The organism is Methylobacterium sp. CM6257 (assembly GCF_054611515.1).
The window spans coordinates 7,091,087-7,106,584 of the sequence record NZ_CM137735.1 but is presented as its reverse complement, the minus strand read 5'-3'; the positions used below and the strand labels follow the sequence as shown (position 1 = coordinate 7,106,584).

16 protein-coding genes are annotated in these 15,498 nt (G+C 68.8%); 2 read left to right on the top strand and 14 right to left on the bottom strand.

Annotation, left to right across the window (positions count from 1 at the left end; translation table 11 throughout):
* Window positions 1–159 precede the first annotated feature (159 nt).
* Window positions 160–414: a hypothetical protein gene (locus tag ACYCO6_RS34770; RefSeq protein ID WP_459767999.1), complete on the top strand. Its 255-nt coding sequence runs from the start codon at window positions 160–162 to the stop codon at window positions 412–414.
* Window positions 415–522: 108 nt separating this feature from the next.
* Here ACYCO6_RS34770 and ACYCO6_RS34765 read toward each other — a convergent pair whose 3' ends face one another.
* The 12 genes from ACYCO6_RS34765 to ACYCO6_RS34710 all read right to left on the bottom strand — a co-directional run bounded on the left by ACYCO6_RS34765 (window position 523) and on the right by ACYCO6_RS34710 (window position 12,174).
* Complete coding sequence (locus ACYCO6_RS34765) at window positions 523–1,803, bottom strand: sensor histidine kinase (protein ID WP_459767997.1); 1,281 nt, start codon at window positions 1,801–1,803, stop codon at window positions 523–525.
* Between the two features lie 290 nt (window positions 1,804–2,093).
* Complete coding sequence (locus ACYCO6_RS34760) at window positions 2,094–3,101, bottom strand: SLAC1 anion channel family protein (protein WP_459767995.1); 1,008 nt, start codon at window positions 3,099–3,101, stop codon at window positions 2,094–2,096.
* Between the two features lie 45 nt (window positions 3,102–3,146).
* Window positions 3,147–5,393: a xanthine dehydrogenase family protein molybdopterin-binding subunit gene (locus ACYCO6_RS34755; RefSeq protein WP_459767993.1), complete on the bottom strand. Its 2,247-nt coding sequence runs from the start codon at window positions 5,391–5,393 to the stop codon at window positions 3,147–3,149.
* Window positions 5,394–5,405: 12 nt separating this feature from the next.
* Window positions 5,406–5,852 (bottom strand): (2Fe-2S)-binding protein, encoded by a 447-nt coding sequence (locus ACYCO6_RS34750; RefSeq protein WP_459767991.1) that lies wholly within the window; start codon window positions 5,850–5,852, stop codon window positions 5,406–5,408.
* A 249-nt stretch (window positions 5,853–6,101) separates the two neighbouring features.
* Window positions 6,102–6,722 (bottom strand): reactive chlorine resistance membrane protein RclC, encoded by a 621-nt coding sequence (rclC, locus tag ACYCO6_RS34745; protein ID WP_459767989.1) that lies wholly within the window; start codon window positions 6,720–6,722, stop codon window positions 6,102–6,104.
* A 37-nt stretch (window positions 6,723–6,759) separates the two neighbouring features.
* On the bottom strand, window positions 6,760–7,107 hold the full coding sequence (locus ACYCO6_RS34740; RefSeq protein ID WP_459767987.1) for a carboxymuconolactone decarboxylase family protein: 348 nt from the start codon (window positions 7,105–7,107) through the stop codon (window positions 6,760–6,762).
* An 87-nt stretch (window positions 7,108–7,194) separates the two neighbouring features.
* On the bottom strand, window positions 7,195–8,145 hold the full coding sequence (locus ACYCO6_RS34735; RefSeq protein ID WP_459767984.1) for an AraC family transcriptional regulator: 951 nt from the start codon (window positions 8,143–8,145) through the stop codon (window positions 7,195–7,197).
* 200 nt (window positions 8,146–8,345) lie between these two features.
* Window positions 8,346–8,696 (bottom strand): response regulator transcription factor, encoded by a 351-nt coding sequence (locus tag ACYCO6_RS34730; protein WP_459767982.1) that lies wholly within the window; start codon window positions 8,694–8,696, stop codon window positions 8,346–8,348.
* A 436-nt stretch (window positions 8,697–9,132) separates the two neighbouring features.
* Window positions 9,133–9,792, bottom strand: coding sequence for a response regulator transcription factor (locus tag ACYCO6_RS34725; RefSeq protein WP_459767980.1), 660 nt, complete (start codon window positions 9,790–9,792; stop codon window positions 9,133–9,135).
* A 230-nt stretch (window positions 9,793–10,022) separates the two neighbouring features.
* On the bottom strand, window positions 10,023–10,199 hold the full coding sequence (locus ACYCO6_RS34720; protein ID WP_459767978.1) for a hypothetical protein: 177 nt from the start codon (window positions 10,197–10,199) through the stop codon (window positions 10,023–10,025).
* A 319-nt stretch (window positions 10,200–10,518) separates the two neighbouring features.
* Window positions 10,519–10,989, bottom strand: coding sequence for a hypothetical protein (locus ACYCO6_RS34715; RefSeq protein WP_459767976.1), 471 nt, complete (start codon window positions 10,987–10,989; stop codon window positions 10,519–10,521).
* Window positions 10,990–11,883: 894 nt separating this feature from the next.
* Window positions 11,884–12,174 (bottom strand): hypothetical protein, encoded by a 291-nt coding sequence (locus tag ACYCO6_RS34710; RefSeq protein ID WP_459767974.1) that lies wholly within the window; start codon window positions 12,172–12,174, stop codon window positions 11,884–11,886.
* Between the two features lie 329 nt (window positions 12,175–12,503).
* Here ACYCO6_RS34710 and ACYCO6_RS34705 point away from each other — a divergent pair, with 329 nt between their 5' ends.
* Window positions 12,504–12,665: a hypothetical protein gene (locus ACYCO6_RS34705; protein WP_459767972.1), complete on the top strand. Its 162-nt coding sequence runs from the start codon at window positions 12,504–12,506 to the stop codon at window positions 12,663–12,665.
* A gap of 411 nt (window positions 12,666–13,076) precedes the next feature.
* Here the strand turns inward: ACYCO6_RS34705 and ACYCO6_RS34700 are convergent, their stop codons facing one another.
* The gene (locus ACYCO6_RS34700) at window positions 13,077–14,492 is read right to left on the bottom strand and encodes an efflux RND transporter periplasmic adaptor subunit (protein WP_459767970.1); all 1,416 of its coding nucleotides are present in this window, start codon (window positions 14,490–14,492) and stop codon (window positions 13,077–13,079) included.
* A gap of 171 nt (window positions 14,493–14,663) precedes the next feature.
* Entirely contained in the window at window positions 14,664–15,161 is a 498-nt protein-coding gene (locus tag ACYCO6_RS34695) for a hypothetical protein (RefSeq protein ID WP_459767968.1), read from the bottom strand.
* Window positions 15,162–15,498: the final 337 nt, after the last annotated feature.

The window sequence follows — 15,498 nt, the reverse complement described above, 5'->3', positions numbered from 1 at the left end:
CCGTTCCGTGCAGCGTGTACGCAAGTAAACAGAGCGCTGCTCCATCAACACGCGATGAATACTCCCTGAACGGGCCGGAGACCGCGCGGGTCGTACTTGCTGGGAACGGTCTTCGGCTTCGCGACGTTTCGAGAGCAACTGCAAACGTGGAGACAGACCTTGAAGAAGCTTGCTTTGACGCTCGCCGCCGGTGCCGCGCTCGTCGGGGCCGCGTCGTCGGCCCAGGCCTATGAGTGGGGCGGCGGGTACGGCTACGGACCGGGTTACGGCCATTCCCGCACGGTGGTCCGGGAGGGATACCGCGATGGTTTCCGCGGCGCCCGGTTTTACCATCGCGACTACGACCGGCCCGGCGTGCGGGTGATCGAACGTCGCGGCCACGGCCACTGGCATCACCACGACTGGGACGATTGAGCGATCGCACCGGAGAAAGGATCGAGGGGCGCCTGTTCGGGCGCCCCTTCCCGCGTTGCGCTCCGTGAGGCCGGAGCGCCTCGCCTCAATCCGATCCGGCCGAGGCGCTCATCGGTTCGCGCGCGTGGGACACGCCGTCACGTCCGTATGGAGCGGCAGACGCACGGAGAACCGGGCGCCCGGCTCACCGGTACGGCCACTCGCTTCGATCGAACCACCATGGGCCGCCACGATCGTGCGGCAGATCCTGAGACCCAGGCCGAGCCCTTCGGCGCGCGTCGTGTAGAAGCCGTCGAACAGCTTGTCGACGTCGACGGGATTGATGCCGGGCCCGTTGTCCAGGATATCGATCGTGACGGATGCGTCCTGGTGAGACGTCTCGATCATGATCGCCGGCATCGGGGTGCGGGCCTGCCGGTGAATCTGAATGGCATTCATCAGCAGATTGACGAAGACCTGCTGCAGCTGGATCCGATCCGCATAGACCAAGTCGGTGCCCTCGGTGCAGGCGAGGCTGAACCTGATGTCGGTGCGATTGAGGTCGTGCAGCACGAACTGCACGGCTTCGGTCAGGACGTCCGCGACGGAAACCGGCGCCCGCACACTGTCCCGTTTGGCGGCCATGCGGCGCGTGCGGTCGATGATGTCGCCGGCGCGTGCGACCTGATCGACGATGCGCTGGCACTGCCGCCGGAGCAGGTCGCGGTCGATGTCCCCCCTGTCGAGGAGGCGCAGCATCGCTCCGGCGGTCATGCCGATCGACGACAGGGGCTGGCCGATCTCATGCGCGATGGAGGCCGACAGTTCGCCCAGCGTCGAGATGCGGGCGACATGCGCGAGTTCGTCACGCAGGGTGTTCAGGGACGTCTGCCTCTGAACATGTTCGGTGATGTCGACGAAGGAGGCCAGCCAGAGCCCGGAGGTGGACCCGTCCGCCCGCGGGACGACGCAGAACAGCGTCTCGAAGCGGGTCCCATCCATCCGGACGCTGTGCGCCTGCTGCTGGAACGAGGTGGCGCCGGCCGCGAAGGCCCGCGCGGAATTCACCTGGGCGGTGCAGAGCGGATCGAAGAAGCGCTGCGTGCGCTGCCCGATCATGTCCGAGCGGGCGACGGCGCCGAACATCCGCACCGCCGCCTCGTTGACGTCGAGGATGACCATGCCGCGTCGCAGCCAGTCCGCCACTGCGGGATGGGCGTCGAGATGTGCGGAGATGTCGGTGATCCCCGCGGCCCGGAGCTCGTCGAGGGCCGCGACGCGTTCGCGCGCGTCAACGACGACGAACCCGATCGTCGAGACCTTCATGCAGACCAGGTACCAGGCATCGTTCCAGTCGGCCTCGGTGGTCACGACGAGGCGGTCGACCGTCGGTGCGAGGCCGACGCTCATGCCCGCCTCCCCTGGACGGGGATGTGGACACCGTAGCTTCCCCGGAACGGAGCGCGTTCGGACCGCAAGCGGGCCGGGGCTGACGCGCAGGTCGGCGTGAGCCGCCAAGTCGCCGCGTTCTCAGTGCGCGTCATCGGAAAGCTCCGCTCCTGGCCGCGAGACCGGTAAGCCCATGCCGCTGCGCCGCCAAGTAACCGTTACGGCTCGTGACCGATTCGGCCGGGGCGGTCGCGGAGCCGGCTCAGGGACCGCCGGCGTATCGACCACGGCCCGCTCGGGAGGCCGCCGCGTCAGCCGCTCAAGGCGCGCAGCTCGCCGCGCGCGATGCCCGCGAGGGTGCGCAGAGTAAGGGCGCCGATCAGCCCCGTCGCGAAGGCGAGGAGCAGCAGCGCCAATCCGTCGGCCGGCCCGGTCTGCGCATGGGCGGCGTAGCGCAGGGCCGCCACCGCCGTCGCGGCCGCCGGGAAGCTCACGGCCCACCACGACACCCGGAAGGGGCAGCACCGCGGCAGGTCCCGGAGCAGGCCGACGAGGATCGCGAAGACGAACAATCCGATCAGGAACAGACCCTCGGCGAAGGCGTCGATCCGGCCGAGCGTCGCGGCGTAGCTGGAGAAACCCACCGCGAAGGGCGCCACCAGGATCATCAGCGTCGGCCGCATCGCGGGCGCGAGCGGCTCCTCGAAGACGAGGCGTGCGAAGACGAGGGTGAAGAGCGGCACGGCGAAGAACAGGCCGACGCTCAGCGCGAACAGGGTCAGCGTCTGCGTGTGCGGCACGTCGAGGGCCGGGGCGGCGAGCGGGATGTCGAGGAGGCCGACCACCGGCACGATCCAGGCGGGCGTCGCGTGCGCGAGGTGCTGGCGGCTGCTCATCCAGCGGCTGACGATCACCACGGCGAACACGACCATGGTGGCGGCCGCCGCGATCCAGATCCCCTGGGCCAGCAGGGGGCTGACGCGCACGACCACCAGCGGTAGCAGCAGCAGGCTGATCAGCACCGTGCCGAACAGGTTGCCGGCGATCGGATGCCGGAATTCGGCGATCACGGTCGGCCAGGCCGTGACCGCCTTGATCCCGTAGGCCAGAGCGAGGGCGAGGAACGTCGCGACGGCGATCCACCCGATCGCGTCCGCGATGAGGCCCGGCACGCCATAGCGCCGGGCCGCGAGTTGCCAAGCGACGCTCAGGCCCGTCAGTCCCATCACCGAACCGAACAGGGCGACCGGCAGGTACTCGAACCGTGGACCCCATTCGAACTGCGTCCATCGGGGTGTCGGCGCAGCAGCCGTCGTCATCGCGTACCCTCCTGGCCGTCTTGTCTCAGAAGCCGCAACACGCCGTCATGCCCCCGAGAGGCGGGCCTTGCTGAGCGGCAGGCTGCGCAGGCGCTGGCCGGTGAGCACCGCCACGGCGTTGACCACCGCCGGCGGCACCCCCGGCAGGCCCGGCTCGCCGATACCGCCCATCGGCGCGCCGCTCTCCACGATCGCCACATGCACCCGCGGCATGCGACTCCGGTCGAGGATCGGGTAGGCGTCGAAGTTCCGCGCCTGACGCTGGCCGCCCTCGTAGACGACCTGCTCCAGAAGTGTCGACGACAGGCCCAGAGCCGCCGCGCTCTCCACCTGCCGCTTCACGATCGCCGGGTTGACCACCCGGCCCGGATCGATGGCGATCCAGAGATCGTGCACCCGCGCCTCGCCGTCCTTGAGCGACACCTCGGCGATCGTCGCCGTCTCCGAGCCGAACGGCGAGGCCATCGACACGCCCCGCGCACGGCGCGTGCCGTCCGCGGCCTGGAACGGGCCGCCCTTCCAGCCGCCGGCCAGATCCGCCACCGCCTGCAGCAGCGTGCGGTGACGGGGGCTGTCCTTCAGGAGGGCCATGCGCAGGGCGAACGGGTCCTGGCCGCCGGCCTGCGCGATCTCGTCGAGGAAGCTCTCGTAGAAGTAGTCGTTCATCGAGTGCCCGACGGAGCGCCAGAAGGCGATGGTCACCGGGTGGGGCACCTTCACGTAGGTGAGCCGCCGGTTCGGGATCGCGTAGGGCTTCTGATCCAGCCCTTCGACCACGGAGGAATCGACCGGCGACTTGAACAGCGCGCCGAACCAGCGCCCGATCGGGCCCTCGCCTACGGCGGTGGTCTCCAGCGCCACCGGCATCCCGTCGGGCCCGAGCGCGGCCCGGAAGCGCGCGAAGCTCAGCGGGCGCAGCGCGTCCATGCCGAACTCCTCCTCCCGCGACCACAGCACCCGCACCGGCTTGCCCGTGGCCTTGGCGAGCAGGATCGCCTGCGGGAACGGGTTGGCCGGCCCGTAGTAGAAGTGGCGCCCGAAGAAGCCGCCCAGCATCGGCGAGTGGATGCGGACCTGATCCGGCTGGAGCCCCGCGGTCTTGGCGGCCACCTGTTGGAACAGCTCGGGCATCTGGTTCGGCAGCCACAGGTCGAGGCTGCCGTCGGCCGCGAAGCGCGCCACCGCGGAGGGCGGCTCCAGCTGCGCATGGGCGAGGTAGGGGGCGTCGTACTCCGCCGCGACGATCTTGGCGGCGTTCTGGAAGGCGGCCTCCGGGTCGCCCGCCTGCTCGGCCGGGATGCCGGGCTCGCTCGCGCCCTTCAGGGCGGCCAGCATGGCGGCCGAGGAGAAGCCGGCCGAGACGGTGGCGGTACCGTCGGGGGCCGGCTTGGTCCAGGTGACCTGCAGCGCTTCCGCACCCTTGCGGGCGCGCCACCATGTGTCGGCCACCACCGCCACCGCGCCCGGAAGACGCTGAACCGCCTGGACACCCGGCATCGCCCGGACCTCCGCCTCGTTGGCGATCGCCTCCGGCTCGGTGCCGAGATGCGGCGCGTGCTGGACGGCGGCGTGCACCATGTCGGGCAGGCGGATGTCGATGCTGTAGACGGCCCGACCGGTGGACTTGTCGCGCATGTCGAGGCGCGCCACCGGCTTGCCGATCCAGCGGAAATCCTTCGAGTCCTTCAGCGTGACGTCGTCCCGGGGCTGGAGCGCGAGCGCCGCGGCGGCCAGTTCCCCGTAGCCGAGGCTCCGGCCGGAGGCGGCGTGGATCACGCGCCCGTCCCGGGTGGTCAGGCTGTCCTGCGGCACGGCGAGCTTGGCGGCGGCGGCGCGCAGCAGCATCTCGCGGGCGGTGGCGCCCAGCCGCCGCATGGCCTCGAAGCTGGACCGGGTCGAAAAGGAGCCGCCGGTCATGCGCAGGCCGTTGACGACGGCGTAGTCGGGTCCGGGCGGGGCGCATTCGACAGTGAAGCGGGCGGGGTCGAGGTCGAGTTCCTCGCCGATGGTCTGGGCAAGCCCGGTGTTAATGCCCTGTCCGCCCTCCACGAACGGGCTGAGCAGGCGGACCGAGCTGTCGGGGCGGATCTCCAGGAAGGCGGCGACCCGGGTGCCGGGCTTCGGAGCGACGGCCGCCGGGCCCTCGGCGCGGGTCTGGGCGGCGGCGGGATCGAGCCGCAGGCCGACGCCGAGCAGGAGGGCGCCGGAGGCGGCGCCCAGGAAGCCGCGGCGGGAGAGATTGCGGACCGGCTCGGGGCGGTCGGCGCGGCGGAGGGGCGTGAGGTCGGTCATGGGGAGGCCTTCTCAGGCGGCGGCCTGCCGCACGGCGGCGGCGATGGCGTTGTAGGTGCCGCAGCGACAGAGATTGGTCATGGCGCCGGCGATGTCGGCGTCGGAAGGCTTTGGGGTCTGCTTGAGCAGGCTGGTGGCGGCCATGACCTGGCCGGACTGGCAGTAGCCGCATTGCGGCACCTCGATGCCGACCCAGGCGGCCACGACCTTGGCGCCGACCGGATCGTGCTCAATCGCCTCGATGGTGGTGATCGCTTGGTTGCCGACGCTCTCGAGCGGGATCTGACAGGAGCGGGTTGCCTCGCCGTCGAGGAGCACCGTGCAGGCGCCGCACTGGCCGATGCCGCAGCCGTACTTGGTACCGGTCAGCCCGAGACTGTCGCGCAGGACGAACAGCAGCGGCGTGTCCGGCTCGGCCTCCACCGTGTATTGGCGCGCGTTGATCGTGAGCTGGATCATCGTTCGACCTCTTCCACAACTTGGCAACGGTTCTCACGCCGGATCCATTTGTCCTGGCGCGGTGAAGCTCTCGAAGGCGCGCCACGAATGCGGTGCTTCGCGATCACGTCCCGTTCGAAAGGCGTACAGGCGCCGTAACCGGTTCGGAATCATACGAAGGTTAGGGGTCATCACCTCAAGCGATGGCCGACCGAGGCGCTCCAAACTTCGGTAGCGGGGGCCGCCGTTCAGCCCCCGCACACCGGCGCGTTACGCCTTCGTGGCCGGCACGAGCCGTGCGGGGGCGGCTCGAGTCGACGCCTCCTCAAGGAGCGCGCGGGCGCTGTCGGCGAGGACCAGCCACGCGCCGGCCATGAGGGTGACGTCCTTCAGGACGAGCCGGCCTGCCCCCGACAGGTAGGGAAAGCCGTGCTCGGCATCACCCAGGGCTGCCACCCAGGCCTCGGGCGTGGTGACCAGGAACGACAGGGTCACAACCGGCGTCAGGAAGGCCAGCACCGCCCCGGCGAGGCCCAGCCGCCGCGATGCCAGGCCGGCGAGGACGAGCAGGCCGATCAGCAGCTCGACTGTCCCCAATCCGCTGGAGAACGCGTAGGTGTGGTTCGCCGTCTGCCAGGCGCGCTCCGCGAGCTTCAGCTCGCCCTCGTGGGTGAGGTGCTGCGCGTACTGGTCCGGATGGGCGTAGAAGAACGCCATCACCGGATTGTTGGCGACGAAGGGCGTGATGCTGTCCGCCTCGTAGGGCACGAACTTCAGCGCACCGATCCAGAGGAAGATGACGGCGATGGCGACCCGCATGGCCTGGAGGCCGATGCGGTTCGATCCCGGCCCGGACACGAGGCGGAGGACGCGACGGATCTGCGTGTTCATGACACGATTCCTTTGCTCAACCGGGTTGGAGGATGGGTCAGGCCTCGGCCGAGGCCGCGAAGGCGTCGAGGGCGCGCGTCGCGTAGACGACCGCGGCTCCGGCATTGATGCTGGTGGCGACCCCGAGGGCTTCGGCCAGCTCGGCCTCGGTGGCGCCGAGCTTGCGCGCGGCGTCGGTGTGGACCGTGATACAGCCGTCGCAGCGCAGGGAGATCGCCACCGCAACCGCGATCAGCTCGCGGGTCTTGGCATCGAGCTGGCTCGTCTTCTGGCCGGCCGTGCTAAGGGTGCCGTAGCCGCGCACCGTGTCGGGGCTGAGCTTGGCGAAATGTCCGACGCCGGCCGTGACCTGCTGGCGGTAGGTGTTCCAATCGATCATGTGCATGACGACCTCCTTCGTGATGACGAGGAAGGTAATCGTGGCCGGCTGCGCCCTCGATGACCGCACGGCGCAAGCTGATGACCGGGCGGATCAGCCGGAATTCGCGGGGGCCTCGGCCTGTCGGGCGTGACCGGGGCGGATGCCGTACTTGCGCAGGAACGCCCGGCTGAGGGCTGCCGCGGACTGGTAGCCGACCTCCACCGCGAGATTGTCGAGCGAGACCGTCCCGGCCCTCAGGCGGTGATGGGCCAAGCCGAGCCGCAGGTCGGTCAGGAATTCGAGCGGTGCGACGCCGGCGGCCTTGCGGAAGGCGCGCACGAGGCTCGCCCGCGAGGCGGCGGAGACCGCGGCAAGCTCGTCCAGAGTCCAGGCGTGCACGGGATCGCGCACCATCGCGAGCACCGCCCTGGCGGTCACCGGCTGCCCGAGGAGGCGCAGCAGGCCCTCCGCCGGGGCCGAGGCTTCGAGGTGCGCGCGCAGCATCATCATGAACAGCGCGCTCGCGAGATTCTCGGCGACCGCGACGGCTCCGGCTCGGATGTCGTTCAGCTCCTCGCGGATGCCGACAAGGAGGGGCTGGAAGCGCGTGGCGAGGGGCTGCGCGCCCACGCTCAGGACGAGGAGATCCGGCAGGGCGGTGACGATCAGGTTCTGGGGCGCAGCCTCGAAATGCAGGCGGCCGCAGATCAGCTCGACATCCGGCTCGGCGCCGACGGTGGTCTTGAACCGGAGGGCGTGCTCGTGCCGGACGGCAATGGGTTGTCGTGTCTGCGGGTGCGGTCCCACGCTGTGGATCGTGTGCGCGTCGCCGCGCGGCAAGAGCAGGATGTCCCCGGCCGCGACGTGCAGCGGTTCGCCTTCAGGCCGCAGAAGAGTGGCATGGCCGCGCATGACGATGTGGAAGTAGGCCTGCCGAGCCGGCTCCGGCTCGTGCCTGGCGGCCCAGCTCCCGCCGAAGCGGCAGACGTCGTCTAGGTGCGGTCGCACGCGCAGCAGGGGCGCGAGCCCACTCAGCGGATCGTCGGCACCCGTCACCGCCATGTGGCCCCCTCTCTGATGCGCGGCATCCGCCCGATCCTGCGCCGAGGCGGGTGCGGATCCGAGTCATACGGAGGTTTGATACGGACGACCGACGCCGTGCGTGTCCGCCGAGACACGACGCGCAAGCTGCGCGCACAACCGCGCGGCTTGCGAGGATCGTGAGAGATGCCTTCCGAAAAGCGTGGCAGAACCGGCCGCCGTCAGGACCCGATCGTATCCTCCAGGCAGCGGATCAGGTCGTCGGCTGCCAGGGGCTTGCGCAGGAGCTCCCGGGCGCCCCCGGCGAAGGCACGCCGCCGAACGGTGTCGTCGGTCAGCGCCGTCATCATGATGATCGGCAGGGCCGGCCGCACCTGCCGCACGCGGTCCTGCAAGTCCAGGCCGTTGAGACCGGGCATGTTGATGTCCGTCACGAGACAGGAGACATCACTCTCGACACCCGAGATCAGGAACGCCTCGCCCGAGCTGAACGCCAGCGTGTCGTAGCCGAGCGCTTCGAGGAAGTTGGACATCGCGTCCAGAACAGCCTCGTCATCGTCGACGAGTGCCACCGCTTTCTTTCCAGCCGACACGCATGTTCCTTTCGAGGCTTCTCGCCGGCGGACGATCTCACCTCAATGCACCAGCAGCCGCCATCCCGATATCATACGATCGTTTGATCCGGCCTGCCGTTGGCCAAGGGAGAAGGCGACAGCGCCCATAATTCACTCAATGCAATTGAATTCATCGAGTTTCCCGACCGGGCGAACAATTCGCCGCGGCATTGAATGAATATAATTTTGATAAATCCAGGCAAGTCCAGGGCGTATCGCGCCGCGCGACAGCCAACATGCTTGCGATGCGTCTCGTTCCGCGCACGGCCCAGGCGCATCGCGGATGGGTGTGGCCCGATCGCCCAACCGCCGGGGGCCAAGCGGATCCCGTCAGCGGCGGCGCGCTCCATCGGGCGAGACGGCAGAGGTTGATCCGCGCGCCCGGACGGTCACCCTATGCCACCGTCTTCAACAACTCGGTCTTACGCACGAGGTCGGCCACGGAGCCGGCCGCCATTTTCCGCATGACGTTGCCGCGGTGAATCTTGACCGTGATCTCACTGATACCCAGCGCATGCGCGATCTGTTTGTTCAGCAGCCCCTCGACCACGTGGCGCATGACCTCGGCCTCCCGCGCCGTCAGAGTCGCGGCGAGCGCTTCGAGTTCGGCCACACCTGCGCTCTCGGCACGCCGCGCCCGGTCACGCTCGATCGCGACGGCGATCGCGTCCAGCATGTCCTGATCGCGGAACGGCTTCGTCAGGAAGTCGAGGGCACCGGCCTTCATGGCCTGGACGCTCATGGGGATGTCGCCGTGGCCGGTCATGAAGATGATCGGCATGCGATTGCCCATGGCCGCCAGCTTCGACTGCAGGTCGAGGCCGCTGGAGCCAGGCAGCCGTACGTCGAGGACCATGCAGCCGGGACGATCCGGCAGAGTCGCAGCGAGCAGATCGCGCGTCGACCCGAAGGCGACCGTGTCGAGCCCCACCGACTGCAGCAGATCCTGCAATCCCTCGCGGACACCCGCGTCGTCTTCGACGATGACAACGAGCGGGGATACCTTCGCGTCGGCGGCCGGTTTCCCGGCAGCGCCCCGGACGTTGCCTGCCATCGTCATCAACGAGCCCTTGCAGTCCTACGCGAGCGCACCCCTGACACTTGTGCTTACAGAGATTGCCGCCACCCGATCAAGCGCGCGTGACTTCAGGGGAGTGATCCGCGCACGACCACTGCCCCGGGGACAGCGCCAAGCGTACCGTCCGGTGCCTCGAACCGGACGAGTGCCGCAACTCTCGCCGCCGCGGTGACGCCTCTTGCGACCGCGGCTGATCGGATCCCGCTCTAGACCCGAATCTCCTCGACGTGGATGCCGCCGGCCCGCAGGTGCTCTGGGATGTCACTGTGGTCGTAGTACCCGGCCTCGTGCGCCATCGCGTCGAGGGCGGCGAGCGGATCCGTGGCCGAGCCGGTCCAGAGGATGGCGCCTGTCAGCTTATGCCGGATCTGAAACACTCTCATTGCCGCCCTCCCATGTTTGACGATCGGGTCAAGCGTACCGCCGCCTCGGACAGGCGGACGCTACCTCAATGGGTCAATCCGTTCCGCGCGTCGGCAACCTCGAGACCGCCACGCGGGTATCGAACAGCTGGCGATCGGCAGGGCCTCAACATCGTCGAAGCCCTGCCGTGTTGGTTCGTACCGGTACCCGGCTGCGCCATGGCCCCATCGAACGCCACCGGCATGATCGGGTCGCGCGCCGTTCGCGCATCAGGTCTGAGGTGGGGCGCCGCTCCGGCGTAGGAACAGTATCGGGCCCGATGCGGGGATCGAGGCACGCCTACCCTTTGAGCTGCTTGTTGCAGGCCGAGTAGTAGCCGCCCCCCTTCTCGATCCACTTCATGCCGCCCAGCGTGCCCGCGGCCTTGGCGGCATTGTAGCTGTCGAGGCAGGTGTGCATCCGGGCCTTGCCCGCCGATTCCTTGGCGTATTTCGGATCGATCGCTCGCGGATAGGCGGCCGATCCAGGCGAGGCAGCCGGCGCCGCTCTCGAGGCCGTCGTGGTCGAGGTGGGTGGTGCGGCCGTTTTGGCCGACGGCGCAACCGGGTTCGGGACCGAGGTGGCAGCCGCATCCGGTGCCGCGCCGCACGCGGCCTTGCGGAAGTCGTTCCACGTCTGCCCGTTGAGCGTTCCGGCCTGCTTGGCGGCTTGATACTTTGCCGAGCACTCCTTGGTGGAGAGGGCCGCAGCCGGCGTCGCGATGGCGGCGATACTGGCAATCAGCAGAGGGGCGAAGAGATAGCGGCACATGGTGAACAATCTCCGATGCGCTTTACGGCATCGTCGGAGAAATTAGCGCAGTTGTTGATAGTCGAAAATGCGTTTTGCGTTCAATCTGCTCGGCCAGCTTCGACCGGTCCAGGGCCGGCGACGCCGACCGTCCGCAGCGGCCGGACCGCGTGGATCGCATGGGTGAGTCAGGCCGAGGTTCGAGACCGCGGCCATCGCCTTCTCCTCGGGGACCCGATTGCGAGCGCGGTCGTCGGGGCCAGCCGCTCCGCTGCTGGGCGGCTGCATTCGCGTCCGCGCATCGGAACCCCCGTACCTCGATCTCCCGGGCGTCGGCCCGAACCCGGCGGTCGGCGTGGCCGAGCTATGGTGTGCAAGCGCACCTGAGAGGTCACGCGGCGCTACTTATGCCCGAATCCACGACCGATCGGCCGTTGTTTGCCGCGGTGCGGGTGCTTAGGTCAGGAACGCTGGATCGCGACGGCGTCGTGGTTCCGCAGCCCTTCCCAAGGGCGTTTCCTCCCAAGACTTCGGGCCGCCCCGTTCAGGCGGCCTTTTTTCTGTCTGGACATAGGGCGCCATTGAAAAGGGTGGCCGCGCGAAGGCTGGCGGGCTCGGATCTCGGCGAGCGTGGCGGTGCGCCTTTCGGAGGTCCGCGTTTCGGGGCTGGACGCGGTCGGGCTCTTCGGGCGAGGCGCCAAGATGCCTCCAGCGGCTTGCCCTGCGGCGAGACTCAAATTGCCTGGTCGCGCCGGACGCGGCAGGCCTCGTCGCTCGTGCGGCCGCGCCGCAGGCTCAGGGATGAAGGACCCAGACCTGCGGCTGCTGCGACCAGCGGTACTGGCAGGGGCTGCCGAGGGGGCAGCCCATATCCTTGTCGCGCGGGCGAACAGGGATTCGACTCCAATCGGCGGCTCAGCGATCGTTGCTGTTCTGACCCTGAATTGGCTTGCCTTCCGGAGGCTTCTTCTCGTTCGGGCCGGGGTTCGTCTGAGCGCCGACGTTGTTCATGGCCTCGACTGTCTTCGGTGCGCCGGCATGCTCACCGCCCGCGAGGTTCTTGGTCGAGGCGTCCGCGTTCGAGCCTTTATCCTGTGCTGCCTGCTTGCCCTGGCTGTTTACAGTGGTGCCAACCGCACAGGGTGCAGCGAGCGCGCCTGCTGCCGTGAATGCCAGGATAACGCTCGCACTGATGAAGGTGGACACCTTAGGCATAGCCTCCTCCGAACGTTGTCAGCTTAAGAGGAAGCTCATAATCCAAGCCACAGCTCCTAGTTCAAGATCAACAAAACACACCATTGCACTTGATTTGCGCGCAATTATATCGCTCGATTACCCGACCCTCGAACATATGTTGAGGCAATCTTTCTGCCGGCTCGCTGTGGATCCGGCGCCGAGCGACGAATGATTTTAACAAATGCTATTTTCTTGGCTCGGAGCAGCCCTTATTCGCAGACGGACAGTCTGTGGGTCCGATGCATCACTATCGATTCTGCGTGGCCCTCCGGCGCCCTGACGGGACTGTTGACGCGCCTGTGCGCGAGGACAGCATCATCGCCAGGAATGCGGCCGAGGCCATAGAGGCGGCCAAGCGCATCCGCGTCGACATGATCAGCTCGGATGCGAACGCGATCTTCCTCACCGGCCCCAACGGTCACGTGATCTGGTCGCTGCGTCTGGGCGATGTCTGGCTGTAGAAGACTGCCGCTCGACAGCGGACGCCGCGGGTAGCAGGCCTCATCGGGAAGCGGCGGCTATCGGAAGACGGGCGGAGAGGCGGAAGCATTCGCCACCGCTGGCCTGAGACATTGCACATATCAGGCATCCGATAGCTCCGATGCGGAGCTTCGAAGCCGCGTCTCGGGGCGACGTCAAACGCAAAAAAGTAAGATGCGCAGCGGGGCGAACGCTGGGGCGTGGGCGCTCGGATCAGAGACCGCCGCTCAATCGCGTCGGGACGTCGCCCAGTCGGCCTCGCGCCTCAACCGGAGCTGCACGTTCGGGTCCATCGACAGGACCGTCCTGGAAGGTCGGACTTTACGTCTGGACATCGCACCCCGCGGCTTGTGCGCCCCTTCTGAGGGTATGCGGTCCGAGGAGCGGCATTGTCAGAACCCCAGCCGCACGCCGAACAGGCGGCGGCCCGTCGGCGCCTCGGCCTGGCCGACCACCACCTCGCTGCCCTCGGCGAGGCTCCCCGCCGCCCGGAGCGCGACCAGGTCGGCACTCATCGCGCCGGTCTCCACCCGGACCGCCTCCAGGCTGCCGTCGGCCGCCCGCACCCAGACCGCGGGCGCGGCCGGATCGCGCGGCGCGCTGCCCTCCGGGCGGAACCGCAGGGCCGCCAGCGGCACCTTGAGGACGTTCTCCTCCTTGTGGATCGTCAGCTTCACCAGCGCGGTCATCCCGGGCAGCAGCAGGCCGTCGCGGTTGTCGGTCTTCAACACCACCGTGTAGGTGACCACGTTCTGCGTCACGAGCGGCGCCTTGCGGACCTGCCGGACCACCGCCTGGAAGCGGCGGCCCGGATAGGCGTCCACCCCGAAGGTGGCGCGCTGCCCGGCCGCGATCCGGCCGATGTCGGTCTCGTCCACGCGGGCATGGACCTCCATCTCGGCGAGGTTCTTGGCGATGGTGAAGGCGGTCCGGACCTCCAGGCCCGCCGCGAGCGTCTGCCCCTGGTTGACGAGGCGGCCGACCACGACGCCGTCGGTGGGCGAGCGGATCACCGTCCGGTCGAGGTCGATCTCGGCGCCGCGCAGGCTCGCCTGCCGCTGGGGCACGGCGGCGCGGGCCTGGGCCAGCTCCGCCTCCAGGCGGCGGACCTCCGCGACGGCGGCGTCCACCGCGAAGCCGTTGAGCTCGAGCACCGCACTCGCCTCGCGGGTCAGGGCCTTGCGGGAGGCGAGGTCGGTCTGCGCCTCCTCGAGGGCGGCGGGCGAGGCGACCTCGCGGGTGCGCAGGGCGACCTTGCGCTCGAGGGTGCGCTCGGCGGCGAGCTGCTGGGCCTGCGCGCTCTCGAGCTTGGCCTGGAGCACCGCCTTGGTGCCGCGGGCGTTGTCGAGGTCGGTCCGGGCCCGGTCGAGCCGGGCCTGCTGGACCTTGACGTTGGCCACCGCCATGTCGAGGGCGGCGCGGTTCTCCTCGACCTTGGCGATGAAGCTGCGCGGATCGAGTTCGGCGAGCGGGTCGCCGAGATGGACCCGGTCGTTGAAGTCGACGTGCAGCTTGGCGATCTGTCCCGCCAGCTGCGAGCCGACCTCGACCGTGTCGACCGGCTGCACGGTGCCGGTGGCGGTGATGAGCTGCTCCAGCGAGCCGCGCTGGATCGGAGCCGTGATGAAGTGGCCCGCCTCCGGCGCCGGAACAGCCAGCTCCTTGACCACCGCCGCGGCGGCGGCCGGCGACCCAAGCCGGGCGCCCCCGAGGCCTCCCAGACCGGGATCGGCGTAGGTGAGCAGGGCGAAGGCGGCGATCACCGCGACGCCGAGCGTCATCAGGTTGTCGGGCAACCATCGCGCCATGTGCGAGACCTCTGAGTGTGCCCGAAGAGGCCGAGGTGGATCGGCATTTATCTCGGCCATGGGTAGAGCGGAACGGCCTAGCGGCGGGGGCGGCGCAGCGTACCTTCGATGCGGCATCGGCGCTCGCTGCGAAGCCATACCGGCTCGCTCTTCGCGCGCGGCTGCACCGCGCTACTGACCGAAGGTATCGCCGCCTCCGTTCCCGACACCATTGCCGATGCCGAAGTTACCATTCCCGTTGGTGGAATTGCCGTTGCCGTTGTTGGAGCCGATGTTGCCGTTGCCGTTGAAGTTGCCCGAATTGCCGTTGCCGTTATTCGAGCCGGTGTTGCCATTGCCGTTCCCGTTGCCCGTGCCGCCCATCAGGTCCAAGTTCGAGGGCATGCCATTCCCGTTGAGAACGGCGGCACCGCCGGGTGCGAGCGCTGTGGCCAAGCCAGCGGCCCCTGGATTTGCGAAGGGGACGAGACCTCCCCAGAATGGGATGGTGAATCCGCCGGGGGGCATATGGTGATGATGCCAGAAGTGACCCGGCGTCGGTCGCCAGCCGTTGGCCGGGACGGTGGGGGTCGAGGGCGACATGACCGCCTGGGCCGAGAGGGGAACCGGGAGCAGTGCCGCGACAGCAATGCAGGCACCTCCGGCCATGCGTCGGAATGAGTCGTTCATGCTGGGATCTCCTTCCTGGGATCTCCGTCGATGCCGGGCTGCATGCGAGGCGCTAGGCTCCCAGCCCAAGCCGGCGATGCGGCAAGCCTTCCGCATTCGGACTCTGCCCGGGATGCTGCCGCCGCGGGCGAGAAGGCGGCGATTGGCCAGGCGATGATCAGGCAGGTGGGAAGCCGCACGCTGCGGCTTGAGCATCGCCGCCTTCGTCAACACGGATCCGGTCGGTCAGAGGGCGGTGCGGAACTATAGCGCGGTGCGAGCGGTCGCCCGTCCTTTTGTCTGTCGCCCTTCTTCCGGCCGGACCGTTGTTCCGGCGTTCGCTTGATGGACACGGCCG